This window comes from Streptomyces blattellae, assembly GCF_009709555.1.
GTDB classification, from domain to species: Bacteria; Actinomycetota; Actinomycetes; order Streptomycetales; family Streptomycetaceae; genus Streptomyces; species Streptomyces blattellae.
The window spans coordinates 1-25,420 of the sequence record NZ_WJBG01000050.1; the positions used below are offsets into that span (position 1 = coordinate 1).

13 protein-coding genes and 2 pseudogenes are annotated in these 25,420 nt (G+C 68.5%); 7 read left to right on the forward strand and 8 right to left on the reverse strand.

Translation table 11 applies throughout. The annotated features are described in order from the left end of the window. Positions 1-211: 211 nt before the first annotated feature. The 4 genes from GFH49_RS00995 to GFH49_RS01010 form a co-directional block, all read right to left on the reverse strand. Positions 212-622 (reverse strand): hypothetical protein, encoded by a 411-nt coding sequence (locus tag GFH49_RS00995; RefSeq protein ID WP_155053806.1) that lies wholly within the window; start codon positions 620-622, stop codon positions 212-214. Further along, positions 579-7,466 carry a polymorphic toxin-type HINT domain-containing protein gene (locus GFH49_RS01000; protein WP_155053807.1) on the reverse strand — a complete coding sequence of 2,296 codons (6,888 nt, stop codon included), beginning with the start codon at positions 7,464-7,466 and terminating at the stop codon, positions 579-581. The genes GFH49_RS00995 and GFH49_RS01000 overlap by 44 nt, the downstream gene beginning before the upstream one ends. Before the next feature lie 86 nt (positions 7,467-7,552). After that, the gene (locus GFH49_RS01005) at positions 7,553-11,233 is read right to left on the reverse strand and encodes a LamG-like jellyroll fold domain-containing protein (protein ID WP_230396096.1); all 3,681 of its coding nucleotides are present in this window, start codon (positions 11,231-11,233) and stop codon (positions 7,553-7,555) included. Continuing rightward, positions 11,230-12,732: an FG-GAP repeat domain-containing protein gene (locus GFH49_RS01010; protein ID WP_155053808.1), complete on the reverse strand. Its 1,503-nt coding sequence runs from the start codon at positions 12,730-12,732 to the stop codon at positions 11,230-11,232. Before GFH49_RS01010 ends, GFH49_RS01005 begins: the two co-directional genes overlap by 4 nt. A 395-nt stretch (positions 12,733-13,127) precedes the next feature. On the opposite strand from GFH49_RS01010, the gene GFH49_RS01015 reads away from it, so the two are divergent. Then, complete coding sequence (locus tag GFH49_RS01015; RefSeq protein WP_155053809.1) at positions 13,128-15,119, forward strand: glycosyltransferase family 2 protein; 1,992 nt, start codon at positions 13,128-13,130, stop codon at positions 15,117-15,119. Positions 15,120-15,130: 11 nt separating this feature from the next. Here the strand turns inward: GFH49_RS01015 and GFH49_RS01020 are convergent, their stop codons facing one another. Further along, a complete protein-coding gene (locus GFH49_RS01020; protein ID WP_230396097.1) occupies positions 15,131-15,781 on the reverse strand; it encodes a hypothetical protein in 651 nt (216 codons plus the stop codon). Between the two features lie 126 nt (positions 15,782-15,907). Here GFH49_RS01020 and GFH49_RS01025 point away from each other — a divergent pair, with 126 nt between their 5' ends. The 3 genes and pseudogenes from GFH49_RS01025 to GFH49_RS39700 form a co-directional block, all read left to right on the forward strand. Then, positions 15,908-17,119, forward strand: coding sequence for a pyridoxal phosphate-dependent aminotransferase (locus GFH49_RS01025; protein WP_155053810.1), 1,212 nt, complete (start codon positions 15,908-15,910; stop codon positions 17,117-17,119). A gap of 101 nt (positions 17,120-17,220) precedes the next feature. Continuing rightward, entirely contained in the window at positions 17,221-17,643 is a 423-nt protein-coding gene (locus tag GFH49_RS01030) for an SCO4983 family protein (RefSeq protein ID WP_155053811.1), read from the forward strand. 190 nt (positions 17,644-17,833) lie between these two features. Then, positions 17,834-17,986, forward strand: a pseudogene (locus GFH49_RS39700) (toxic anion resistance protein); the annotation flags it as partial. A gap of 119 nt (positions 17,987-18,105) precedes the next feature. On the opposite strand, the gene GFH49_RS01040 reads toward GFH49_RS39700, so the two are convergent. Beyond that, positions 18,106-19,929 carry a phosphoenolpyruvate carboxykinase (GTP) gene (locus tag GFH49_RS01040; protein ID WP_155053812.1) on the reverse strand — a complete coding sequence of 608 codons (1,824 nt, stop codon included), beginning with the start codon at positions 19,927-19,929 and terminating at the stop codon, positions 18,106-18,108. A 432-nt stretch (positions 19,930-20,361) separates the two neighbouring features. On the opposite strand from GFH49_RS01040, the gene trhA reads away from it, so the two are divergent. The 3 genes and pseudogenes from trhA to GFH49_RS01055 all read left to right on the forward strand — a co-directional run bounded on the left by trhA (position 20,362) and on the right by GFH49_RS01055 (position 22,782). Continuing rightward, the gene (gene trhA / locus GFH49_RS01045; RefSeq protein WP_155053813.1) at positions 20,362-21,075 is read left to right on the forward strand and encodes a PAQR family membrane homeostasis protein TrhA; all 714 of its coding nucleotides are present in this window, start codon (positions 20,362-20,364) and stop codon (positions 21,073-21,075) included. A gap of 58 nt (positions 21,076-21,133) precedes the next feature. Next, positions 21,134-21,848, forward strand: a pseudogene (locus GFH49_RS01050) (MFS transporter); the annotation flags it as partial. Positions 21,849-22,050: 202 nt separating this feature from the next. Beyond that, the gene (locus GFH49_RS01055; protein ID WP_155053814.1) at positions 22,051-22,782 is read left to right on the forward strand and encodes a Mut7-C RNAse domain-containing protein; all 732 of its coding nucleotides are present in this window, start codon (positions 22,051-22,053) and stop codon (positions 22,780-22,782) included. 154 nt (positions 22,783-22,936) lie between these two features. Here GFH49_RS01055 and GFH49_RS01060 read toward each other — a convergent pair whose 3' ends face one another. Both GFH49_RS01060 and GFH49_RS01065 read right to left on the reverse strand, forming a co-directional pair. After that, the gene (locus GFH49_RS01060) at positions 22,937-24,976 is read right to left on the reverse strand and encodes a thioredoxin domain-containing protein (protein ID WP_196217814.1); all 2,040 of its coding nucleotides are present in this window, start codon (positions 24,974-24,976) and stop codon (positions 22,937-22,939) included. A 101-nt stretch (positions 24,977-25,077) separates the two neighbouring features. Continuing rightward, positions 25,078-25,323, reverse strand: coding sequence for a DUF7848 domain-containing protein (locus GFH49_RS01065; protein WP_155053816.1), 246 nt, complete (start codon positions 25,321-25,323; stop codon positions 25,078-25,080). Positions 25,324-25,420 lie beyond the last annotated feature (97 nt).

Below are 25,420 nucleotides of genomic sequence, written 5' to 3' on the forward strand. Positions count from 1 at the left end.
CAACACCCTCAGCACCGCCCTTGACGGCCCCGCCAACGACGAGTCGACCCGCGACGACGGCGACGACCCGCCGCTGTGCGGAGCCACCGTCCACTGACGTTGCCGTCAACTACTGCCGTCACCAACCGCAGAAGCCCCGCCAGGACGCACCTGACGGGGCTTCATCTTTGCGTTCGCGACTTACCCGCTCACGCACTGCAGGGCTACGGCCTCACGCCCCAGAGAATCTCGTAAAGAGATCACGGTCGCGCCAGGAATCGGAGAAGGCATCCAGCATGGCCTCGTGCAACCGAAGATGGCTGACGTCCCCTCGGGGGTGTCTGATCCTTTCTTCGACCGCCTCTCGGACAGCCTCCCAACGCAGCACATGCATCAGGAAAGAAACAATTTCAACGACACCTTCCTGAGGGGAATCGATCAGAGCGATCAGGCGACTCTCGAATTGCCCTCTCAATTCAGGATTCCCCTGCAGGATCGCGAGAGCACGCTCCAGTCCCGGCTCGAGTTCTTCGGCGCCGCAGGTCTCCTCTGCCGTGGCTAGGACCCTCTGGACGACCTGCATGAACTCCGCGACCGGATCAGCAGCTAGGCCGCCACGCCTCAATGTACTTCCCATCAGCACCAAGTCCATTCTTGTTGAAGGCATCCACTGCCGCCTTCTGGGCGTGAGCACCGTAAGGCTGATAATGGCCAGACTTATTGTCGAGGTACACGACTTGACCACCCTTGGTCTTGAACTCTCCGGCAGCCAGCACGTCCCTCCCCTGGGCGAGGCTCACATGACCAGCCGTTCGCTTCCCAATGACGAGCTCGCCGTCGCCGGTCACCACGTATGCATAGTTACCCGAGCGAGAGAGAACGGTGCCAGGAGCAATCGGCTTGAACCACTCCGGCGTATCTGCCGGAATCAGGTTCGAGAAAGAGGTGGGGTCAGGGCCCGCTCCGCTGTTGTGAACGAGGACCGGAGTCCGCCCCGCCAGCACATAGTACGTGTGCAGATCGCTGACGGTGAGGTTGTGCACCGTGGCCGACGAAGCCGTCCACCGCTTGATCGCGGTGATCTGAACGCGCGTGCCGGCGCTCGTCGTGAGCCATTCCCCCGACGTCAGGTCTGTCGCGTCGACCCACTCGCCGAGTGAGGGGACCCAGAAGGGGTGTCCGTCGGTAGCCGTGACCGAGGCGGTCTTGGCGCCCTTCTTGCCATCGACGTCGATCGTCACCTTGACGAGGTGCTTCAGCCCCTGGCCCTTGATCTCGGCCGTGACCGTCTCGACGCTGGTCTCGCCGGTCTCCGGATCCGTAGCCAGGACCTTGTCGCCGATATCGACGTCCTTAAAGTCCTTCGCGGTCCCGTCGGCCATCAGCACCTTGGTGTCCGGCGTGAAGCTGTTGCACTCCTCAGCTGCCTCCGCCGCTTTGTCAGCGGCCTTCTTGCTCTTCCGCCAGTCCTTGAAGCCGTCCCACAGCTTCTTGCCCAGTCCGACGATCCGCTTGCCCACAGCGGCGGCCTTGTCGAGACGCCATCCGTACTTCGCGACGAGCCGGCCGAGAGGCCCGCCGCTGATCAGCGACGTGACGACATTGGCCGCCGTGGCTCCACACGAGCCGAGAGCCCCGGTGGTGAAGCAATCCAGCGCGTCGGTGATCCCCAGCTCGTCGGCAATGATCGCGCCGAGTTCCTTGGCGATGGCGACCGCACGCTTCTTGGCCGCGTCCTCCTGCGCCCGGGCCTCGTCCGCCTTGGCCTTGGCCGGTGACTTGGTGGTGCTGCCGCCGGAGTCACCACCGCCGGAGTCACCATCGCCGGAGTTGCCTGTCCTGCCGACCATGATCGCGCCGGGTATCAGGATGGGGAACAGCCCGGTCGGGTCACTCGTGGTGACGGGGTTGTTGCTGCTGTAGGCGTAGCCGTTGATCTGCTGCGGGTCGTTGAAGTCGATGATCGGGTCGGCCGAGATGAAGCGGCCCGTGTCCGCGTCGTACTCGCGTGCGCCGAGCGTCGTCAGGCCCGTGGACTCCTGGATGGTGCCGCCCACGAAGCCCTTGTCGTTGACCCAGCCGGCCGGAGACGACATCGCGTCGTCACGGGCGAGTCCGAACGGGTCCGTGCGGCGCCGCGTGGTGGTGCCCGTCGTCGGGTCGACGGCGAGTTCTGCGGTGCCCTGGTGGTCCGAGAGCAGGAAGTGGACGCCGTCCGCCTCCCGCATCGCGACCGTCACGCCGTTGAAGGAGTAGTACCGGGTCGCCTTCACCGTGGACGTGGACTTGTCCAGGTGGAGTTCCATGCCCGGCATGTAGAACGTCTTCTCGTCCGGTGTGTCCCGCAGGATGCGCTCACCCGAGACGGCGTCGTACGTGTACGACGTCACCGCTCCGTCGGCGTTGGTGACCTTGGTCAGCTCGCCGCGCTTGTCCCACTCCAGCGACTGGGTGTCGCCGTCCAGGACCCGGGTCCGGGTGTTGCCGGAGGCGTCGTAGGTGTACGTGTTCTGGGAGGTGACCTCCGGGGTCGTGCTCGTCGCCGCGGTGTTCTCCACGACCGAGGAGACCGTGTGCGGGCCGGAGTCCGTCCCGTTCGGGCCGGAGCCTTGGCCGTAGGTGTACGTCCTCGTGGACGTCGCCGCCCCGTTCAGACCGTGTCGCGTCTCGCTGGTGCGGTTGCCGATCGCGTCGTAGCCGTACTCCGTCCAGTACGGGGACACGCCGCCGACCGTCGAGGACGAGGCGCCGGGGGAACAGGCGGTCTCCGCCGCGCCCGTGCCCGAGGCCCCGCTCGTCGCCGCCGACGAGGTCCATGCGCTCGTCACCCGGCGCAGGCCGTCGTAGGCGAAGCACTGGACGTCCTTCGTGCCCCCGCTCGGGGTGTCCGCGATGGAGAGGATGTTGCCGGCCGCGTCGTACGTGTAGTCCGCGTCGTAGGCGACGCTGGTAGCACCCTCCACGTCCACACGGGAGTTGAGGAGGCGGTCGGTACCCGGCTCATACCTGTTCGTCAGCCAGGTCTTCCGGGCGGCCGTCGCCCCTGTGGACAGCTCGATCTGCTCCAGGTTGGACGTCGGCGAGTACGTGGCGTCCGTCACGTAGCTGCCGGCGCCGATCGAGGTGCGCACGCCGACCGGCCGCTGCAGTTCGTCGTACGTGTACGACAGTGCCTCCGCCGGCAGGTCGCCGGCCGCCGGCAGGCCCTGCCCCTGAACCGTGACGTCACGGTTGTACTGGGTGGTGTATTCGTAAGTGCCGCCCAGTTGCGGTTCCGCCGTCGTGGACAGGAAGTACTTCGTCGAGGTGGGCTTGTAGTCGTTGTTCGCGTCGAGGGCCGGGTAGGTCACCGACGCGTAGACCGCCCCGTTCTTGTACGTGTAGGTGCCGTACAACTCACCCTTGGCCACCGTGTCGTACTTGGTCACGGACAGCTTGGTGCCGGTGTCGGGCTCGCCCTGCCAGGTCGAGACCGCACGGCCCAGCTCGTCGTATTTCGTCGAGGTCTTGTCCCCGTTGAGGGTGACCGAGGTCTGGCGGTCCAGCACGTCGTAGGTGAACGAGGACGTGCCCGTGTCGGGGTCGACCGACTCCTTCTGGCGGCCCAGCTGGTCGTACTTGTACGACCACACATTCCCGGCGTCGTCGGTCACCTTCGACAGCAGGCCCGCGGGCGTGTAGCCGTACATGGTGGTGACCGCGGCCCCGCCGACCGGGTACTCGATCCGGGTCACCGCACGGTCCCGGGCGTCGCTCACGACCGTGGACTTCACGCCACCCGTCGGCGGGGTGGTCGTGACCCGGTCGCCGTCGTACGCGTACGTCGTGCGGTACTTCTCCGTCCCCTGCACCTTGAAGATCGAGGCGGTGACCCGGCTCGCGCCGTCGTACTCGGTCACCGTCTGGGCGTCGAGGTCAGCATTGACCGGCTGGAAGAGCGTCGAGGAGGGGGCGTCGGAGGCGTAGTAGGTGTCGTTGACCTGCACCACCCGGTTGGAACCGTCGTACCGGGTGTCCGCGACCATGCGGCCGCCGCCCGGTCCTTCCGTCTGTTCCTGGCGGGGCCTGAGCAGGCCGTCGTACAGGGACCACTCGCTGCCGTACGACGTCCCGTCGCTCTCGATCTTCTGCGTGCGGACGGCCGTCGGGGCGGTGTCGCCCCGCACGAGGTACTCGTACTTGAGGGAGGGGCTGAAGCTGGAGGCCTTCGGCCGGTCCGGCAGCCAGACCGAGATCAGGCGGCCCAGGCCGTCGTAGGCGAAGTCCGTCCGCCTGCCGTTCTGCTCCACCTTCGCGCTGGTCAGGCCCCACTGGGGCGCGTACTCCGTCGACATGGTCCAACCGAGCCGGTTGGTGACCGTCGACTTCGTCGCCAGGCCGTAGGTGTCCGTGTACGTGATGGACGAGGTGTACGTCGTCGAGGACGACGCCGTCTCCGCGTCCTTCACCACGAGCGGGCGGCCGTAGTCGTCGTACGTCGTCACGGCGGTCGTCTGGTACGTCGCCGTGGTGCCGTCGTGTGCGGACAACCGCTTGGTGGTGGTCACGTCACCCTTGGTGGGAGCCGTGCCGAGCACGCCGGCGCCGTCGTAGTAGGTCAGGTCGTCGGAGAGGACCTGGGTGGCCCGGTTGGGCGTGGTGGAGCAGTCGACCGCCACCTTCTCCACCCGCGACACGTACGCGTACATGTTCAGGCTCGCGTTGTCCGCGTACTCGGTGCGGGTGCACTGGTTGTCCGCGACGCCGATCTCACCGAGATCGTTGACCTGCGTGGCGCGACCCGTGGCGGCGTCATACGTCGTGACAGACCTGGTGTTGCGCCAAGTACCCCCGGTCAGCGCGGTGTAGGTGTTGGTGGTTCCCGTATTCACATAACGGGCCCTGCGCGTATCCCAGTCCTCGGTCTGGGTGGCGGTCACCGCGGTCCACGGCACCGTCACCGACTTCTGGGTGATGGCGGAGCCGTTGTAGGTGAGCGTCTCGAGCTCGGAGCCCGCCTTCCAGTCGGAGTCCTCGTAGGTGACCCCGTTGGAATCGGTGACCGTCGCGGAGCGGGTGGTGCCGTTCTTGTCCACGTCCCCGTCCAGGCCGCGGAAGAAAACGTGCTCGGTCTTGGTGTTGGAGGCGGAGTTGGTGCCGTCGGAGGTCTCGACCCGCACCCTGCCGTAGCCGCGCCAGTCGCCCCAGGTGCGGTACTCGGCCTTGGTGATGCCGTCGGGCTTGGTCTTCCGCCAGCCGGCGTCGCCGATGTAGGTGTACTTGGTGACCTGGTCGGCGTTGCCGCCGGTGAGGTCGGTCTCGATGACCGAGTCGACGACGTACTTGTGGAACCAGTCGAGGATCGGGGCGGCCGCGCCGGGCGGGTTCCACTTGACCGGGAAGCAGCGCAGCTTGGAGGAGTCCTCGGCCGGGAGGCCGGCGGTGGTGCACTGCCGGTCGGCGTAGTTGACGTTGAGCACGCCGCCGGTCTCGTTCTTCACCGCGGAGAGGCGGAAGCGGTAGAACGGCTGGAGGTTGTCGCCGGTCTCGTCGACACGGTTGGGCAGCTGCGTGCCGTACAGCTCGACGGAGGGCACCGAGACGTCCGTGCCGGCCTTGCCTGTGTGCGCGATGCGGCTGAGCCACAGCGACTTGGAGCCGTCGCCGTTGTCGGTGAGGACGTGGGTGAGGCTCCACTCGTCGACCGGCGAGTAGGTCGCGTCACCGGTGCGGATCTGCGTGGTGATCTTCGTCAGCTTCTTGCGGGTCCAGAACGTCGGCGAGTTCTGGCCGGGGCACTTGGTGTCAGCCTTGCAGTTCTGGTCCCAGGGGACGTCGGGCCAGTCGGCGGCCGTGGCGTCCGTCAGCGCTCCGGGGGAGCAGTCCGTCAAGTCGCCGACGCAGCGCTCGGCGGTGGTGAAGACGACCTGGGCGGCCGGCTTGGTGGAGTACACGGTGTCCGCGCGCTGGCCGTAGTCGATGCGCTTGAGGTAGCCGCCGCGGATGTAGGGCTTGCCGTTCTCGGCGGTCTTCAGGCCCTGCGTGTAGTAGTTCGTCTCCTTGCCGTAGTAGAACGACATCACGCTGCCGTGCGGGTCCACTACGTGGTCGAGGTTCCAGCGCCAGGCCTGTGTGCAGTAGGCGTCGGCGAACGTGGCGTTGTAACAGGGCTCGCCCGAGTCGTCTCCGTAGACCGGGACGGTCCAGGTGGAGTCGGTCTCCTCGTTGCCGGCGGCGTAGCCGGGCAGCCGGTTCAGACCGAAGTAGTACTGGGTGCCGTCGGCGGTGGTGATCTTCCAGTGCTCGCCGTTGTTGTCACCGTTGGTGGTGCCGGTCAGTCGCTCGACCTTGGAGTTGTCGTCGTTGCTGATCCGCCACTTGCCGGTGGTGTCGTCCTTGATGAGCTCGCCGGACGTGCCGCCGGCGAGGGAGAGCGTGGCGTTGTCGAACGCCCAGCACTGGTCGCCGATGGTGGCGTCGTGGCCGTCGTCGGCGCACGGCTTGTAGCTGCGTTCGATGTAGCCGGGCTCGTAGGTGAAGCCCTGGCCGACCCACGAGCCCTGGTTGTTCGTGGCCGCCGTCTGGCCGTCGATCGACTGGGAGTTGTAGCTCAGGCCAACGGAAGGCTTGAGGCCTCCGGGCACCGGCGGAGCGGTCACCGGGTAGTTCCAGGTGAAGGCGCCCGACGAGGTGTCCACGCCCCACTGGGAGGACGGGCTGAGGCTCGTCGCCTTGTAGTCGCCGTTGTCGCCGCTGCTGCCGGCGGTGGCGGCGAGGACGGTGGCGGAGGACGTGTCGGTGGCCGCCTCATAGAACTGCGTGCTTGGACCGGCGGTGTCTCCGGCGGCGTTCACAGTCGCCGTCAGCGTCTGCCGCTCCGCGTTGTTGCTGCTCTTCAGGTACGTCGGTGTCGAGCAGCCCTTCTTCTTCGGCGTTGTCAGGACGCACGCCGGGTACTGGACGAGGCGCAGGCGGGAGCCGTAGCCGCCGCCGTAGGCGCCCGCGAAGTCGGAGTAGTCGAGGGTGACGCGGGCGGCGCCCTTGGACGTCTCGCCGTCGGTACGGGCAACGGTGAGCAGGACGCCGTCGAGGCCCGCCGCCTCAGCCTTCTCGTGGCTCAGCACCTCGACGCGCAGGGAGGCCGCACCCCGCTCGCCCCCTGCCGCCTTGGCCGTCACCGGCAGGTCCTTCGCCTTGACCGCTGTGCCGGACAGCTCGACCTCGGCGCTGCCCGCCTTGGGCCAGTGCGTCTCGTCGACGTCCCGGACGGCGGCCTTCCTGGCCTCGTCGGTCTTCTTGAAGGCCTTGGGCTGGGCGTTCTTGCCGCGGACCGGGTCGTCCAGGTTCGTCTGGGTCTCCGGCCTGGTCAGGCCACGGTCGGCCGCGGCAGTGGGCGTGTACTGCGGGAGCAGGCCGATGGACAGGGCCAGCCCCAGGACCAGCGCCACGCGGCGGCGGCCGACGCGCCGGGCCGGTCTGGGCGACCGGAACCAGGAGGGCGAGGACATGACATCTCCAGGAGGCGGGGGAGGTGATGGGGAAGGCGTGGGGGCGGCGGGCGGCCCGAGGGCCGCCCGCCCGTGGTGTCGGAGCGCTAGGCCGACGTCTCGTCGATACTCGCGCCGGGCGGCATGACCGCCACTTGCGCCACCCAGGAGGCGTCCAGCGGCCCCTGGTACATCCGGACTTCGTCAACGGCACCGGAGAAGTACTCGCTCGCGGTGGTGCCCGTCAGCGTGCGGCCGATCTGCAGGCGGGTCGTACCGAAGTCCCACGTGTTGTCCCAGGCCGCTTCGGCCACCGCCGTACCGTTGACGTACAGGACCGCCTCGCCGAAGACCGCGTTGTAGACGAGCGCCAAATGATCGCCGTCGCCCTCGGAACTCGGCGGGTCCGCGGTGTCGAGGACGGAGGTGGTCACCGGGGCCGCCGAGTCGGCGTCGGTCACCACAAGCTGCCAACGACCACTGGACGCCTGGTACTTGACCTTGATGGCGGTCCCGCTCGTACCGGACAGGGACAGCACCGTCTCGTCCACGTCCGGGTTCACGGCGGCGAGCCGGGCGCGTGCGGTGAGCGTGAAGCTGTCCTGTGCGGTGAGCGGACCGGCGGTAGCGCGGGTCGCGTAGGAATCGGTGCCGTTCAGTGCCAGGTGGCCGTCGCCCCACAGCGGTTGGGCAGGGGGCACGCAGTCCGGGTCGGCCGCCGGGTCGCAGGTCTCGTCGGGCACGTAGAGGGAGGCGCCTCCGCCCAGGGCCAGCCCGATGCCGCCAGCCGTCTCCGGCGAGATACCGGCCGACGCCTGGTCCAGCTGCCAGTACGCGAGTTGATGCGGCGTGATGCCGCCGAGTTGCTGCCCCTCGGTGGGCGGGACCACCCGATCGTGGAACTTGACGTCGGCGACACTGCCCTTCAGATGGCCGACATAACCCTCCAGAGAGAGCTTGCGTCCGATCTGCACAGCCCCGGTTGCGTTCCATGCCGTGTGGCGGGCCTGGACGTCGTCGGCGACGAGTACACCGTTGACATACAGCATCATCTTGCCCAGCTCGGCGTCGTACACCCCGATGAGATGCGTCCAGCTGCCGGCGACAGCCGCCGCGCCCGAGACCTTCCAGGTGCCGAGCGACTCCATGTCGCTGACCGGGATGCGGAACGTCCACGAGGCAGTGTCGACGTCGTAGCCGAGTTCGAAGCCCGGCTCTGCCGTCCCGTCCTGGCTGACGACGGTGACATTCTCCGTGGGCAGCGAGGGCAGCATGACCCAGGCGCTCACCGAGAAGGTGCCGCTGGTGTCGACGGGGAACTTGTCCGGCGCGGGGTCGGTGTCGTCGACGGCCTCAAGGTAGGCGTTGGCGGTGCCGTCGAAGGAAGCGGCGGTGTCGGTGGAGCCGAGCGGGCCCTGGACTCCGAACGTCACGCCGGAGCCGGCGGTGGCGTTCGTCGCGTCTGCGCTGCCAGTCGCAGTCGAGGAGCCCTGGGCGTCACCGAGGGTCCACGCGGCGACAGGCGCACGACCGTCGCTCACCAGGAAGACATGGCTGGTCGGCGTCTTCTGCGGGTTGCCCGCGCCGTCGATCGCGGTGACGTGCAGGGTGTACGTGCCCTCGCTCGGCGGCATCCAGCGGATGGTCGCCGGGCCGCCGGTCGAGTCGGCAGCCACCGTCTTCTTCGTGTTGTCGGCCTGCGGACCGGTGAAGTAGTACGAGTACTGCGTCACGTCGGTGGACGGCGAGTCCATGGTGAAGCTGCCGTAGTCGCCGACACCCGCGTGCCAGGTCTCGTCGTCCGGGTATTCGGCCGAGCTGACCGCGGCGGACTTGGGCTTGCTCGTGTCGTAGATGAACTCGCAGCGGGTCTGGCCGCCATCGGTGGACCAGGGACCGTACGACTGCTGGTCGAAGCCCTGGACCGCCCAGGCGATGGTGGTGTTCTGCGGGATGGAGAAGCCCGGCTGGCCGTCGCCCGATATGTCGCTGCCGATGGTGTAGAAGAACGTGGCCACGCCGGTCTGATCGCTCCAGCTGGAGTCGACCGTGCTCTTCTTGGCCGTCGTCGCGTAGTGCGTGACCGTATTGCCCGAACCGTCGTTCCACCAGACCTTGAACTGGGCTTGGAGCGTCTCGGAGTTGGCACCGGTGTCGCCGTGGTCGTAGTCCCTGATCACGGCCGAGACACGCGGTGCCTCGGTCACATAGTGCTCGGTGGCGCTGCCGTACTCGCACGCACCGCCCGGCTTCATCTGCAGGTCGTCCTGGTCAGGCACCAGCGGCGGCCGGTTGTATGTGACTTCGAGGTGCGCGTTGCCGCAGAAGCGCTTCCAGTACGAGGTGTCGGACTCACTGCCCGCCTTCAGCCGGAACGTGGTGGTGCCCCAGCCGTTGTCCGCCGCCTTCTGGACGGTGCTCGTCACACCGAAGCGCACGTTCTGGTTGGTCGAGGTGCACGAACCCGCAGTGTCCGTGGGCGACTTGGAGGCGATCGTCTCCTTGGAGGACGGCTGATTGGTCCAGTTCGTCGAGGAGCTGATCGCGCTGGCGCCGGTGCTGTTCACGCGAGCGAGCTGGACCTCGCGCGCGGAGCTGCTGTAGGTGTGCACCAGCGTCACGGCGAACTCGGCGCTGACGATGTCCTTGCCTTCGAAGGTTCCCGTCGGGATCGCGAAGAACTGCCGCTTGACGTCGTTGCTGCTGGCGCAGCGGTACGACACGTCAGAGGGGCACCGGCCCACACCCTCGTCGTCGTTGAACTTCCAGAACTCAGCGGTCGAGTTCTCCGAGGACACCATGGTCCAGCCGGTGCGGTTCGCGGTCTTGACCACCGGGTCGATGTAGACCGGGTAGACGGTGCCCTCATCGGTGAGCAGGTCCGCGTCAGGGGTGAGGGTCATGGTGTCGGACGTGACGTCCACGGCGACATCGGCGATCTGAGAACCCTCGGGAGGCGTCTCGGTGATCTCCCCGGCCGTCGGCTCGGTGGCCGTCTCGCCGCCGGAGTCCCACATCACCGGCTGGGGCGCCTCGAACACGGTCCCGCCGGAACCGGTGTCAGTGGCGGCCAGCCCGCCACTTGCGTTCTCCTTCAGCGTCAACGACGAGGATTCGAGGGGCAGTTCGAGCTCGGCCAGCTTCGGGTTGGCCGCCGCCTTCGCGCTCTTGACCACCAGGATGTGCGAAAAGCCCTCGGCGCTCGCAGTCACCTTGAGGTCGACCCCCGGCAGGACGTTCGCGTACGTGGCGGTCGAGCCGTCAAGCCTCGGTTCGGGAAGCTTCTCCGGCCAGTCGAGGGAGAGCGTGCGCCCGTCCTTCTCGATCTCGGCGAAAGTGGTGTCACCACCGCCGGAGAACGACATCGCGGTGAGTGTGGCCTTGGGGGCGTACGTGCCGTTCTTCTGCTGCACGAGCGTGGCGTCGATGTCCGTCCACTTGCCGTTCTTGCGGGTGCGGATCGGCTGGACGTATTCGGTGGTCGTGAAGGTGCCGTCGGGGTTGGCAACGGTGGTGCTGCGCTCGTCGCGCAGGCTCAGGATCTCCACCGGCTTGCCCGACTTCGCGGCCGTGATCCGCGCTTGCTCCTGAGTGAGGGCCTGGCTGTCGCCGGCCTCGGCAGGCGCGGCCGATGTCTGCTCGCCTGCGGGTGCACCGGTCATGCCGGTCGCCAGCAGGGCCGCCAGGGCCGTGGCGACGGCGAGCGTGCGGCGCCTTCCGCTGCTGTGGCCGTTCATCGCCCCCTGCTTCCTCGCCCAGTACTTCCTTGTTCCAGCGCCGCTGCTCATCCGACCACTCCGAACGACACGCCCTCATCGGGCAGCCCGCCCGAGCCGGGCAGGTAGGTCTTGGTTCCGGTGCTGGTCGTTCCGTCGATGTCGGTCCACGGCAGAACGTAGAGGGCTCCCTTGGCGGAGTCGGACGCCTTGCTGTAGGGCACTCCGAGGTAAAGGTTCACGGAGCCGGAGGTCAGAGCGATGCCGGCGTAGTCGCGAGCGGTGGCGGTGCCGGGCAGGCCCGAGCCGCGGGTGAGGAGCTTGTCGGCCGCGCCGACGGCCGCGTCCAGCGGACGGAAGATCTGGACGGCGCCGGCGTCCTTCACGGTTGGGGCGTCCTTGCCGGGGATGCCGACGGCCAGGCGCACGGTGGCGGCGCTGGTGACGACGCTGGTGTCGGTGTTGGCGATCGTGACCCGCTGGCCCATGAAGTCTCCTGCGACCGGATCACCGCCCACGTCTGTGACCCCGGCGTCGATGGCCGTGATCTGCGTGTACGTGCCGGACGGCTGCACCCGGACGACCGCGGCGCCGCCCGCGTCCGCCGTCGTCCCGATGTCCTCACCCGGGGTACCGACGGCCAGCAGCACATCCGAGTTGTACGTCTGGCTGCTCGGCCGGTAGCCGGTCATGGAGACCGAGGTACCGAAGCCGTCGCCCTTCTCGGCGACGCCGGTGATCCCCGTGCTGTCCTGGTCGAGGCCCACAAGGGGGGTGGGCAGTCCGCCGGACAGGGTGTGGCTGAAGACTGTGACACCGCCCGCGAACTCCTCGTCGCCGATCGCCTCGCCCGGCGTACCGACCGCGAAGTAACGGTTCGTCCCCGCTAGCGAGTAGCCGAACCGGTCGTGTGCTTCGACGACGCCGGGCACGCCCGGGTCGCGCTGACTCACGGGGACCTTGGTCGCGCCCTGCACATACTCGATGCAACCCGCATCGGCGTACGTCTTGCCGTCCACGGTGACGTTCTCGCCGGGTACGCCGACCACGAGGTAGGGCGAGCCGTTCGAGGTTGTGCCGGCCGTCACCGCGTAACCGAACCAGTCATAGGCCTCGGTGGACGTCGACGAGTCGAGCCCCGCCTGGGAGTACCCCTCGATCAAGGAGCCCGCGCCGATGCCGGTGGGCGTGCCGTGGATGACGTATATGGCCCCGGCGTCGACCCGTTGGGTTCCGTCCGCGTTGGCAACGTCCTCGTACGGGGTGCCGACGACCAGGTCGGTACAGCCGTCCCCGTCGGCGTCATAGGAAGTCCGTGAGGCGCCGAAGCCGTCACCGGGCTCTGGCGTCGCAGGCATACCGCCCGTCGCCTGGGATATCTCGAAGACTCCCTTGCTGCCGCCGAGCACCACCCGCACCAGTCCGGCACCCTTGGCCCCGTTCACGGTGGCTTTCGGGTCGGCGATGACGGTGTCGACGACGCCGTCGCCGTTGAAGTCGCTCGCCGTACCGCCTGTGCAGGTGGCGGCGACGGCCTGAGGTGCCTCCAGCGACACGACACCCGCCGTCACGATTAAGGAACTCACTGTGACACAGCCAGCGCCCTGGTCAGTCGTGCACGCGTGCGCACACCCCACCCCTCGATCACACCTCGGACGGACCTCCCCAGCCCACCCTGCTGAATTTATAAGCGCAGACTAAATACGGCCGAGATAAACGGTGTCAACCCCACCGCCCCACCCGATTACACAAGGCAAACATGAAGGCACTTACCCACTTCGCCATCAGCTTCACAATAGAGAGAAATCCAACATTAACGTCAAAGTGGACAGTCTGACTCATGTGTCAAGTGACCCGACTCACCCCTCCGAGCTGGTACTTCATGACCTGTTCTCGGCATAGCCGTGAACAGGTCATGGTATCTTCACACCTCATTTGCCACTGCAGCACCTGGAGAACGCGAGAAATGACTGGCCCTGCGGTTTCGGTGATTATCGCCGCGTACAACGCCATGCCGTATCTAACGCGGTGCATTACCTCTGTCGCCGAACAGAGCATCGGCCGGGATGCGATTGAACTCATTGTCATAAACGACGGATCAACTGACGACACGGAAAAGGAACTCGACCGCATTTCCGACCTCTATCCGGACTTCCTGCGCATCATCCACCAGGAGAATTCCGGCGGCCCTTCAGCACCCCGCAATGCCGGTCTCGATCATGCTCAAGGCACATTCGTCTTCTTCCTCGATGCCGACGACCATCTGGGGCCCGAGGCTCTGGAGCGCATGGTGGCGATGGCCGAGAAGAACGACACCGACATCGTGCTCGGCAAGATGGTCGGCGTCGGCGGGCGGGGGGCGCCTGCCTCGATGTTCCAGCGGAACCAGCCGAAGACCGACGTCTTCTCATCCCGTGTGTACTGGACGCTCAGCCCGATGAAACTGTTCCGCCGGGAGCTGCTGGAGCGTCACAGCCTGCGGTTCCCCACCGATCTGTCCATCGGCGAGGACCAGCTTTTTGTGGGCCCCGCCTACCTCCACGCGGCCGGCGTCTCCGTCCTGGCCGATTACGACTGCCTGTACTGGGTGCGACGGGAGGACGACGGCAACATCACCCTGCGGACGGGGGGCACCGAGCCCCGGCTGAAGTTCCTGCCCCGCGTGGTCGACATGATCCTGGAGAACGTGCCGCCCGGTCCGGGCCGCGATCACCTGGCACACCGGCATCTGACCGTTGAAGTGCAGCAATTCCTCGACCACCTGGTGTGCGAAACCCAGCCACAGCAGGAGAAAGCCCTCGCCCGCCTCGCCGAGATCATCGCCCCGCTCTGGCATGCGGGGTTGAACGACCGGCTCTCCGCGATGGCCCGGCTGCGGCTGCATCTCATACGCCATCGGATGCTCGACGAACTCCTCGAACTTGTGCGGTTCGAGGAGGAACTGGCCCAGAGCAAGGTGTCCACCCCGGTCGTCGTCGACCAAGGCCGGGCCCTCGCCCGCTACCCCTTCCTCCGCGACCCCGCCCACGCCGTCCCCGACAACTGCTACGACGTCACCGACCAACTCGGCGTACGCCACCACGTCAGCCGGGCCGAAGTGCACGGCACCACGCTGCACCTCGCCGGGCACGGCTACCTCCACCGCATCGAGACCCACGACGTCACCACCGGACTCGTCCTGCGTGAGCGCGACAGCGGGACGGAGTTCCGGCTGCCCGTCACGCACACCGGGTCGCCCGGCGTCGGTGCGCACGAGGACGAGGGCCGGTACACGTACGACAAGGCCGGATTCGAAGCCGTGGTCGACATCACCACCGCCGCCGACGGCGGGCCGCTCGACGACGGGCTGTGGGACATCTCGCTCGCCATCGGCGCCCAGGGCATCACCCGCGAGGTCCGGGTCGGCAGCAAGCGGGCCGCCGGCATATCCGGCAAGTCCACAACGCACGTCGTGGAGACCGCCGAGGGCATACGTGCCGTCACTCTCTACACCACCAGCCCGCACGGCAACCTCACGCTGGACATCGGTGAGCGCAAGCACGAAGTGCTGGACCGTCTCAGCCTTCAGGACGAGGTCCGGTGGGCCCCCGAGGCGCCTACGGAACTGCAGTTCACCGGTCGCTGCAAGCTCGCCGCCGTTCCGGAGGGCGCCCTCACCGTGACCCTGGACGACGGGCGGGGCGGCAGCGCCGCCTTCCCGGTCTCGGTGAGCGGCGACGGCTTCGTCGTACGCGTGCCCGTCACCGAACTCAGCGCCGGCGTCTGGCACGGCGCTCTCCGGCTCGGCTCCTGGTCGCTGCCCCTCCCGGGCCTGCCCAGGAACCTTCCCCCGGCCAAGTGGCGCCGTCGCGCCCTGCCCTGGTACGCCAAGCCCGCCCCTGCCGCCGGCGAGGCCTTCGCCCTGGAGGTCGCGAGGACCGACCTCGTGCGCGCGGTGGCCCGGCGAGTCAGGTCCTGAGCGCGCGGTCGCTACCTGGGTTTCTTGGTGCTGCCCTGTCCCTGCCCCGGATGCTCGTCGGAGTTGCCGGGGGCGGTGGCCGAGGTGCTCGTGGGGGTGGGGTTTGTGGGAGGCGTGCTCGTGGCGGAGGCCGACGGTTCCCGCGTGCCGTCGGTGGCGTCCGCGGTCGCGGTGGGGCTTGGTGGAGCGCTCGTAGCCGGGGAGGCGGGCGCGGCCGAGGATCCCGGCCGGTCTGCGAGCGTCCCCGGGGAGGACTCCGTGTCCGTGGGCGCCGCGGAGTCATCGGCCGTGGGACCTGTCCGCTCCGGCTTGCCCTGCGTCCCGCCCGACCCGGAGAAGGAGAACGCGGCGATCACGGCAGCCGCGGAGACGACGCCTGCCGCACCGGCGGCGACCAGCACGCGGCGCGAGCGGAGGCCGAGCGGCCGGTGCCGGCCGCGGTGACCCGACCGGGTCGCGGACACGCCGTCCGCCACCGGAGGCAACTGGGCGGTCTCGTCGTAGGCGGTGTCCTGCCACCCGTGCGCGGCAGCCGGGTCGGCGTACCCGTCGTACGCCGGGGTCGCCGGTTCCTGCGGGTGGTACACGTTCGGCGGGCCCTGAAGGTCCCCGCCCTCCGGATGGGCGCTCTGCGCGCTGCCGTACTCCGATGGCCTGGACATGACCGTGGATTCTAGGGACGCATGTGACCCCTGGGACAGCTACCGGCGATAACAGCCCAAACCACCGCGTCTCACGTGGCGGAAAACACGGCCCGGACCGCGTTACCGGGCCGTAAGCTCCCTGACATGCAGGTGATCCAGTCGACCAAGCTCGCCAACGTCTGTTACGAGATCCGGGGGCCGGTGCTTGAAGAGGCGATGCGGCTTGAGGCGGCCGGGCATCGGATCCTCAAGCTGAACACCGGCAATCCGGCTGCTTTCGGCTTCGAGTGTCCGCCCGAGATCCTGGAGGACATCCTCCGGAATGTGTCCACGGCACATGGGTACGGCGACGCGAAGGGGCTGCTCGCCGCACGCCGGGCCGTCGTGATGCACAACCAGACCCTCGGCATCGAGACGGACGTCGAGCACGTCTTCATCGGCAACGGCGTCTCCGAGCTGATCGTGATGGCGATGCAGGGGCTGCTGGACGACGGGGACGAGGTGCTCGTGCCCGCGCCCGACTATCCGCTGTGGACGGCGGCGGTGTCGCTGTCGGGCGGTACGGCCGTGCACTACCGCTGCGACGAGCAGTCCGACTGGATGCCCGACCTCGCGGACGTGGAACGGAAGGTCACCGACCGCACCAAGGCGCTCGTGATCATCAACCCGAACAACCCGACGGGCGCGGTCTACGACGAGGCCATGCTCAAGGGCCTGACCGACATCGCCCGCCGGCACAATCTGCTGATCTGCTCCGACGAGATCTACGACAAGATCCTCTACGACGATGCCACGCACACGCCGACCGCGGCCGTGGCCCCGGATCTGCTGACCCTCACCTTCAACGGCATGTCGAAGGCGTACCGGGTGGCCGGCTACCGGGTCGGCTGGATGTCGATCTCAGGTCCGCGCGCACACGCCGACTCCTATATCGAGGGTCTGACGATCCTGGCGAACATGCGGCTGTGCGCGAACATGCCGGGGCAGCACGGTGTGGTCGCCGCGCTGAGCGGGCGGCAGACCATCAACGACCTGGTGCTGCCGGGCGGGCGGCTGCGCGAGCAGCGGGATGTGGCGTATGAGCTGCTGACGCAGATTCCGGGGGTGACGTGCGTGAAGCCGAAGGGGGCGCTGTATCTGTTCCCACGGCTCGACCCCAAGGCGTTCAAGGTCAAGGACGACCGGCGGATGGTGCTTGACCTGCTCCGGCGCGAGAAGATCATGGTCGTCCAGGGCACCGGCTTCAACTGGCCCGAGCAGGACCACTTCCGGGTGGTGACGCTGCCGACGGTCGGGGATCTGCGGGATGCGGTGGGACGGATCGGGAACTTCCTGGACGGCTACAGCCAGACCTGACGGTCACGCCGCGTGGGCGTACGGTCCGGTTCTGCGAAGTGCGCAACTTTAGACGAAATCTAAGCTAGGATGACTTCTGTCAGAGCACAGGAGGCCATCCCATGTACGAACCGATCCGCACCAAGTCGGTCCACAACTCGATGGCCGGCGCCTCCTCGGACTTCCCCCACCGGTCCCGCGAGGAGGAGCTGGACATCCAGCTCGCCGGCCATCTCGCCGCGCTCCTCGCGATCACCGACGAACTGCGGGCGCAGACGCCGTCCGGCGATCTGACCGCGGCTGCCGAACGGCTCGTGGAGCAGGTGGCCCGGCTGCGGGGAGGCAGGCCGCCGGTCCGTGCGGTCTCCTCCGGCGCCCGACGCCAGGTCACGACGCTGCACGAGCGGGCGCACGCGCTCGCCGGCCGCGCACTGGTCGTCGCCGCGGCCCGCGCCGACACGGGTGCGGCCATCCTGGCGGCCGAGCGGATGGACGCGCACGCCGCCCGTCTGGTGGAGGAGCCGGAGCTGAGCCCCGCCGGCTGACCCTCACCGGGTCCCCCGAACGGCCCCGGTCCGCGTGCACCCGCAGCGACGCGCGGACCGGGCGCCATGGCACTGCGTTGGCTTGAGCCGGGGTTGTTGGCTCGCCGGGTTGTTCAAGTGCCATGGGCGGGGTGCGATTCGCCGTGGGACCGAGGGACCGTGGGACGCCCGGTGGTGGGCGGCTGCGGGTGTCGTCCTCACCGAGGCGCTGGACACCGCCGTCGAGCAGCACACCGGCGGGGTGGAAGTGACCGATCCGCAGCAGGCCGGCAGTCTCCGTGCCGATGTGCTCTTCCCCGTCCGGCAGAAGCAGCAGGACCTGCTCGCCCAGCTCGCGGTGTGCTGGCCGGCGGCGGCGTGCCACCTCAGAGGACGCACGGCTGTGTCGATGTGCGGCTCCGCCGCGATGGGGGTCCCCGGCGAAGGCCGCGCACCCCATTGTGCGCGGCCTTCACGGCGGGATCACCCCAGGCGCCGCACCAGCGCCCGGTACTCGTCCCACAGTTCCTCCGGCGTGTGCTCACCGAAGGTCTCCAGGTGCTCGGGGACCAGCGCCGCCTCCTCGCGCCAGACCTCCTTGTCGACGGTGAGCAGGAAGTCCAGCTCCTCGTCGGCCAGTTCGAGGCCGTCCGTGTCCAGCGCGCCCTTCGCCGGAAGGATGCCGATGGGCGTCTCGACACCCTCGGCCCTGCCCTCCAGCCGCTCCACGATCCACTTCAGGACGCGGCTGTTCTCCCCGAAGCCGGGCCAGACGAACTTGCCCTCGTCGTTCTTGCGGAACCAGTTGACGTAGTAGATCTTCGGGAGCTTCGCCGGGTCCTTGTCCTTGGCGACATCGACCCAGTGACCCATGTAGTCGCCCATGTTGTAACCGCAGAACGGCAGCATGGCGAACGGGTCGCGGCGCAGCTCACCGACCTTGCCCTCGGCGGCGGCGGTCTTCTCGGAGGCCACGTTCGCGCCCAGGAACACACCGTGGTTCCAGTCGAAGGACTCGGTCACGAGGGGTACGGCGGTGGCACGCCGCCCGCCGAAGAGTATCGCGGAGATCGGCACGCCCTTGGGGTCCTCCCACTCGGGCGCGATGATCGGGCACTGCGCGGCGGGGACGGTGAAGCGGGCATTGGGGTGGGCGGCGGGCGTCTCGGACCCCGGCGTCCAGTCGTTGCCCTTCCAGTCCGTGAGGTGGGCCGGGGTCTCCTCCGTCATGCCCTCCCACCAGATGTCGTTGTCGTCGGTGAGGGCGACGTTCGTGAAGACGGAGTTGCCCCACAGCGTCTTCATCGCGTTGGCGTTGGTGTGCTCACCGGTGCCGGGCGCGACGCCGAAGAAACCGGCCTCGGGGTTGATGGCGTACAGCCGGCCGTCCTCACCGAACCGCATCCACGCGATGTCGTCGCCGATCGTCTCGACCGTCCAGCCGGAGACCGTCGGCTCCAGCATGGCGAGGTTGGTCTTGCCGCAGGCGCTCGGGAACGCGGCGGCGACGTACTTGGACGGGCCCTGCGGCGGGGTGAGCTTCAGGATCAGCATGTGCTCGGCGAGCCAGCCCTCGTCGCGGGCCATGACGGAGGCGATGCGCAGGGCGTAGCACTTCTTGCCGAGCAGGGCGTTGCCGCCGTAGCCGGAACCGTAGGACCAGATCTCGCGGGACTCCGGGAAGTGGGAGATGTACTTGGTCTGGTTGCACGGCCAGGCCACGTCCGCCTCCCCCTCGGCCAGCGGGGCGCCCAGCGAGTGGACGGCCTTCACGAAGAAGCCCTCGGAGCCCAGCTCGTCGAGGACCGGCTGCCCCATGCGGGTCATCGTGCGCATGGAGACGGCGACGTACGCCGAATCGGTGATCTCGACACCGATCGCGGACAGCGGCGAGCCGAGCGGACCCATGCAGAAGGGCACGACGTACATGGTCCGGCCGCGCATGGAACCGCGGAACAGGCCCTTCTCACCGGCGAAGATGTCCCGCATCTCGGCGGGGGCCTTCCAGTGGTTGGTCGGGCCCGCGTCCGCTGCCTGCTCGGAGCAGATGAAGGTGCGGTCCTCGACCCGGGCGACATCGGTCGGGTCGGAGGCCGCGTAGTACGAGTTGGGGCGCTTGATCGGGTCGAGCTTCTTGAACGTGCCCTTGGCCACGAGCTCCTCGCACAGTCGCTCGTACTCGGCTTCGGATCCGTCACACCAGACCACGCTGTCCGGCTGCGTCAGTTCAGCGATCTCGTTCACCCACGAGACCAGTTCCTTGTGGTTGGTGGGAACGACGGGGGGAGCCGCGATGTCGCGCGCCACGATTGCTCCTAGGTGAGGGATTTTTGGTTGGAGGCCCCGTGGGGGCTGCGACCCGGATGCTTCCCATGCAGTCCCGCGCATCTCATGCATCTCATGCATCTCATGCATCTCATGCATCTCATGCTTCCCATGCATCTCAGCGGGCTGCCTTGCGCTCATCCGGTGCCGACCGCACTCATTTGATCATCCGACGGTAGCGCCCATCTGTCCAGAGGGCGTCACAGGTGAGCGAAGTGAGCATCGCCACGCTTGGAACCATCGCTTTGCGTGCAGGTTGTGTGCACGCTGGGTTCAGCAGACGGTCTCTTTGCGTGGCCATGCGCCCTTGTCGAAGACGGGAGGCGCCAACTCCCGTGAGACGATGGCCACTCCGCACCGGTCATCCGGGCAGACTGATATGTAACTTACGGTTGCGTAGGTACGATGCCGCTCATGACTGCGTCCGCCTCCGACGCGCCCCTGGACCCGCCGGTCACCGGCAGTCGTCCCCATGCGCTCGCACTGCCGCACCCGATCAAACCCAAGCTACGGGGTTGGCTGCATCTCGGCATGTTTCCGGCCGCGCTCATAGCGGGTCTGGTGCTCACCGCGCTCGCCGAATCCCCCCGGGGCCGCGTCGCCTGCGGGATCTACGTCCTCACGGCCTGCCTGCTGTTCGGCGTCAGCGCGCTGTACCACCGGGGCGACTGGAGCCCCCGCATGGACGGCATCCTGCGCCGACTGGATCACGCCAACATCTTCCTGATCATCGCGGGCACCTACACCCCGCTGACGCTGCTGCTGCTCCCCGGCGCCAAGGGCCAGTGGCTGCTGTGGGGCATCTGGGCGGCCGCGCTCGCGGGCATCCTCTTCCGGGTGTTCTGGGTCGGCGCCCCGCGCTGGCTCTACACGCCCTGCTACATCGCGATGGGCTGGGCGGCGGTCTTCTACCTCCCGGACTTCCTGCGCACCGGCGGTATCGCCGTACTGGTCCTGGTGATCGTGGGCGGGGTCCTCTACAGCGCGGGCGGCGTGATCTACGGCATCAAGCGCCCCAACCCGTCACCGCGGTGGTTCGGCTTCCACGAGGTGTTCCACTCCTTCACGCTGGCGGCGTTCGTCGTGCACTACGTGGGGATCTCGATGGTGGCGTACCAGCACGCGTAGCCCTTCGGGACGTTCATCGCGATGGCCGCGGCTTCCGAGCCGCGGCCTTCTTGTTCGCATGCTCACGCTCGGCTTCGACACGACGATCCTGAACGTGGCGCCGCCCACGACGGCCGCCGACCTCGGCGCCGGCACCGGTGAGCAACAGTGGATGGCGGACGCGTACGTGGTCGTCTTCGCGGCGCTGATGCTCCCCGCCGGAATGCTCGGCGACCGGTTCGGGCGGCGGCTGATGCTGATCACCGGGCTGGGGATCTTCCTGGCCGGGTCACTGGCCGGCGCGCTGGTCGACGACATCGACGCCGTGATCATCGCGCGGGGCGGTGATGGGCGTGGGCGCCGCGCTGGTCACGCCGCTCGCGCTGTTCGCGCTGTCCGTGCTGCCCGCGCCGCAGGAGCGCACCAGGGACGTCGGCATCATGTCCGCCGCGTCCGCGCTCGGCCTGCCGCTCGGGCCGATCATCGGCGGCTGGCTGCTCGACCACTTCTGGTGGGGCTCGGTCTTCCTCGTCAACGTCCCGATGGCCGCGATCGGCATCGCCGCCTGCGTCTTCCTGCTCCCGGAGACCCGGCACCCCTCCTCCCCCAAGGTCGACGCAGTCTCCACCGCGCTCACCGCGGCCGGGCTCGGCGCCCTCATCCACGCGATCACCGAGGCCCCGACGCGCGGCTGGGGCGACCCTCTGGAGCTGGGCATGTCCGGCGCGGCCCTGCTGCTCATCGCCGGTCTGGTGGTGCGCGAGCGGCGGGCGGAGCGGCCGGTGCTCGACATTGCGGGATCGTCGCCCTCGTATCGGCTCTGCCGGCCGCCGCGTTCCTGCCCGGCACCCCCGGCGCCGAGGAAGTGCCGACGCCGCCCGTGGCCGCAAGGACGACCTCCACGACCTTCTCGACCGCACCCTGAACGCCATCGAGCACGGCCTCCCCACGAAAAACGCCTGAGGCCCGATCCCCCGGCCGTGCCATCCTGGCCAGGTGAACGGTCCCGAGATCCAGGTCGGATTCGCCCCCGGACTGGCCGTCTTCGTCCCGCACGCCCGACGCCGCGGCGCCACCCCGCTCGGTACCGACGGCGTCTCCACCCTCGGCCACGTCGTCGAGTCCCTCGGCGTCCCGCTGACCGAGGTCGGTGCACTCCTCGTGGACGGGCGTGCGGTGCCGGTGTCGTACGTCCCGAAGGCCGGCGACTCGGTGGAGGTCCTGCCCGTCGAACGCCCCCAGCAGGTCCCCGGCGCTCCCCTGCGCTTCCTCCTCGACGTCCATCTCGGCACCCTCGCGCGCCGGCTCCGTCTGCTCGGCGTGGACACGGCGTACGAGTCGACGGACATCGGCGACCCCGCGCTGGCCGCGCGCTCGGCCGCCGAGAAGCGGGTCATGCTGAGCCGTGACCGGGGTCTGCTGCGGCGCCGCGAGCTGTGGGCCGGCGCGTTCGTCTACAGCACCCGCCCCGCCGAACAACTCCCCGACATCCTCGACCGGTTCCGCCCCGAGCTGCGGCCCTGGACCCGGTGCACCGCCTGCAACGGCCTGCTGCAGGAGGCCACCAAGGCCGAGGTCGCGGACCAGCTGCAGCACGGCACGCATCGGTCGTACGACGTCTTCGCCCGGTGCGAGGAGTGCGGGCGGGCGTACTGGAAGGGCGCGCACCACGACCAGCTGGAGCAGATCGTGGAACGCGCGGTGGCGCTGCGCTCGCAGCACGGTTGACGGAAGGGCTGTGAGGAAGCCGCGGGCCGTCTGTGACTGGTCGCGCAGTTCCCCGCGCCCCTCCGGGGGCGCTCCTGACGCATCGTCGACCAGCGGGGCACACCGAACACCCGCGCAACACAGGCAGACCCACATCCGCCGCTCTGCCGCTGCGTCAGCCGTGCAGTGCGGTGCGCAACCGCTCCGGGTCGGTCGTCGGGGCGTCACACGTGAAGTTGCGGCAGACGTACGCCGCCGGTTCACCCTGGACGAGCGGCCGGCCGGCCAGCAGCGGGAGTTCATCGCTGTCCGGGGTCCCCACGGCGACGACGGCGCCCGGGGCGGTGCCGAGAAGTGCCGTACGGTGCAAGGCCTGTGTCGCCTTGTCGTCAAGGGACGGCCCCACGATCGCGACCTCCTTCGGCCCGTCGAGCAGCGCCTCGGCGACGGCGAGCCCCCACCCGATGAACCGCGGCACCCGCGGCCCCAGCGCCTTCACGACCCCCAACGCCCGCTCGGCGGCCGTGCGATGGGGCTCGGCACCGGTCTGCGCGGCATAGCTCAGCAGGGCACCGGCGGCGGCGGTCCAGCCGGAGGGAGCGGCATTGTCGGTCGGATCCTGCGGACGGCGGATCAGCCGCTCGGCGTCGGAGGCGGTGTCGTAGAGGGCGCCGGACTCCTCGTCGACGAACCGGGCGAGGACATGATCGAGCAGGAACCCGGCGAACTCCAGCCACACCCCTTCCCCCGTGACGGACGCGAGCGCGAGGAACCCCTCAGCCACGTCCGCATAGTCCTCCAGCACCCCCGCATTCGCCCCGGCCTGCCCGTCCTTGCTGGTACGGGCGAGCTGCGCACGGTCGTCCAGATGCAGCCGTACGAGGAGATCGGCGGCGCCGACCGCCGCCTCGACCAGATCGGGACGGTCGAAGTACGCGCCGGTCTCGGCGAGCGCGGCGATCGCGAGCCCGTTCCAGGCGGCGACCACCTTGTCGTCACGGCCGGGGGCGGGACGGGCGTCCCGGGCGGCCAGCAGCCGCCGCTTGACGGACTCCACCTGCTCGGCGCCGAACACGCCCTCGTGCTGCGGGAGTTGAAGCACCGAGGCGCCCTGCTCGAAGGTGCCCTCGGCGGTCACGCCGAAGTAGTGGGCGGCCCGCTCGGCATCGTCACCGAGCACATCGCGCAACTGCTCCGGCGTCCAGACGTAGTACGCCCCCTCGACATGCCTCCCGCTCCCGTCGTCACTGTCGGCGTCCAGCGCGGAGGCGAACCCGCCTTCGCCGGTACGGAGTTCACGCACCATGAAGTCGGCGGTTTCGAGGGCGACGCGCCGGGCGAACTCGGAGCCGGTAGCGCGCCAGAGATGGGCGTAGACGCGGCAGAGCAGGGCGTTGTCGTACAGCATCTTCTCGAAGTGGGGTACCAAAGGTCCACCAGCCCGAGGTGTGAGCACGTACCGATGGAACCCGCCTCCCACCTGGTCGTACAGGCTCGAACGCGCCATCGCACCGCACAGCCCTTCCGCCATTTCCAGCGCGGCTACGGAGCCGGCCCGCGCGTGGTGGCGCAACAGGAACTCGATCACCATCGACGGCGGGAACTTGGTGTCTCCCTTGAACCACCCGCTCGCGGGATCGATATCCCGGGTCAACTGGAGGAGCGCCAGGGCCTGAGTCTCCTCGGTGGGCGTCCCGGCATCCCCGGTGCTCAGCTCCCGCGCGGCAAGGTCCCGAGTGATCTTCCCCGCGACTTCCCCCACCTCGTCCCTCCGGCTCGTCCATGCGTTGTGCACGCCTTCGAGCACCTGGCGGAAGGACGCCATGCCATGGCGAGCGTCGGGCGGGAAGTAAGTGCCGAAGTAGAACGGCTCCCCGTCTGGGGTCATGAACACGGACATGGGCCAGCCGCCCTGCCCAGTGGCGGCCTGAACGGCCTCCATGTAGACAGCGTCCACGTCCGGCCGCTCCTCGCGATCCACCTTCACGGACACAAAGTGCTCGTTCATGTACGCAGCGGTGTCGTCATCCTCAAAGGACTCGTGCGCCATGACGTGACACCAGTGGCACGCGCTGTAGCCGACGCTCAAGAACACGGGGACATCACGCCGCCGGGCTTCTTCGAACGCGTCGGTCTCCCAGGGCCACCAGTCAACGGGGTTGTCCGCGTGCTGGAGGAGGTACGGGGATGTGGCCTGCGCGAGTCGGTTGGGCATACCCCCATCCTTGCGCACCCGCCACCGCCCCGCCCATGCGCCACGGGGCAGCGTACGAACAGGGCCGGGCCGAACCGCTGGACTGTCTTGCTCGCCGTCGCTCAGCGGGCCGGGGTCGGGTCAGCGCGGGTCACGCGCGCATGGTCGGTGTACTCACGTCGGAAGAGGTTGTGGCCGGGGTACAGGCCCGTATGCCTCAGCGCCCAGTCTTGGGGGGTCTCGGGATCACCCTGCGGCCCGGACGACTCGCCGCACCCGATGGACGTGCAGAACAGTTCCGCCGTAATGCCGCCCTCAGGCGCGTGCTGGATCGTGTGGGCCACGTAGCGGTAGACAGCGCGGGACATCAGCGCCGCCGGTACTTCTCGGCACACTTGGTGTGCCGGTAGACCACGGCGGGCGGACCAGAGTGCCGTTCCGCGGTGCCCCGGCGGCAGATTTCAA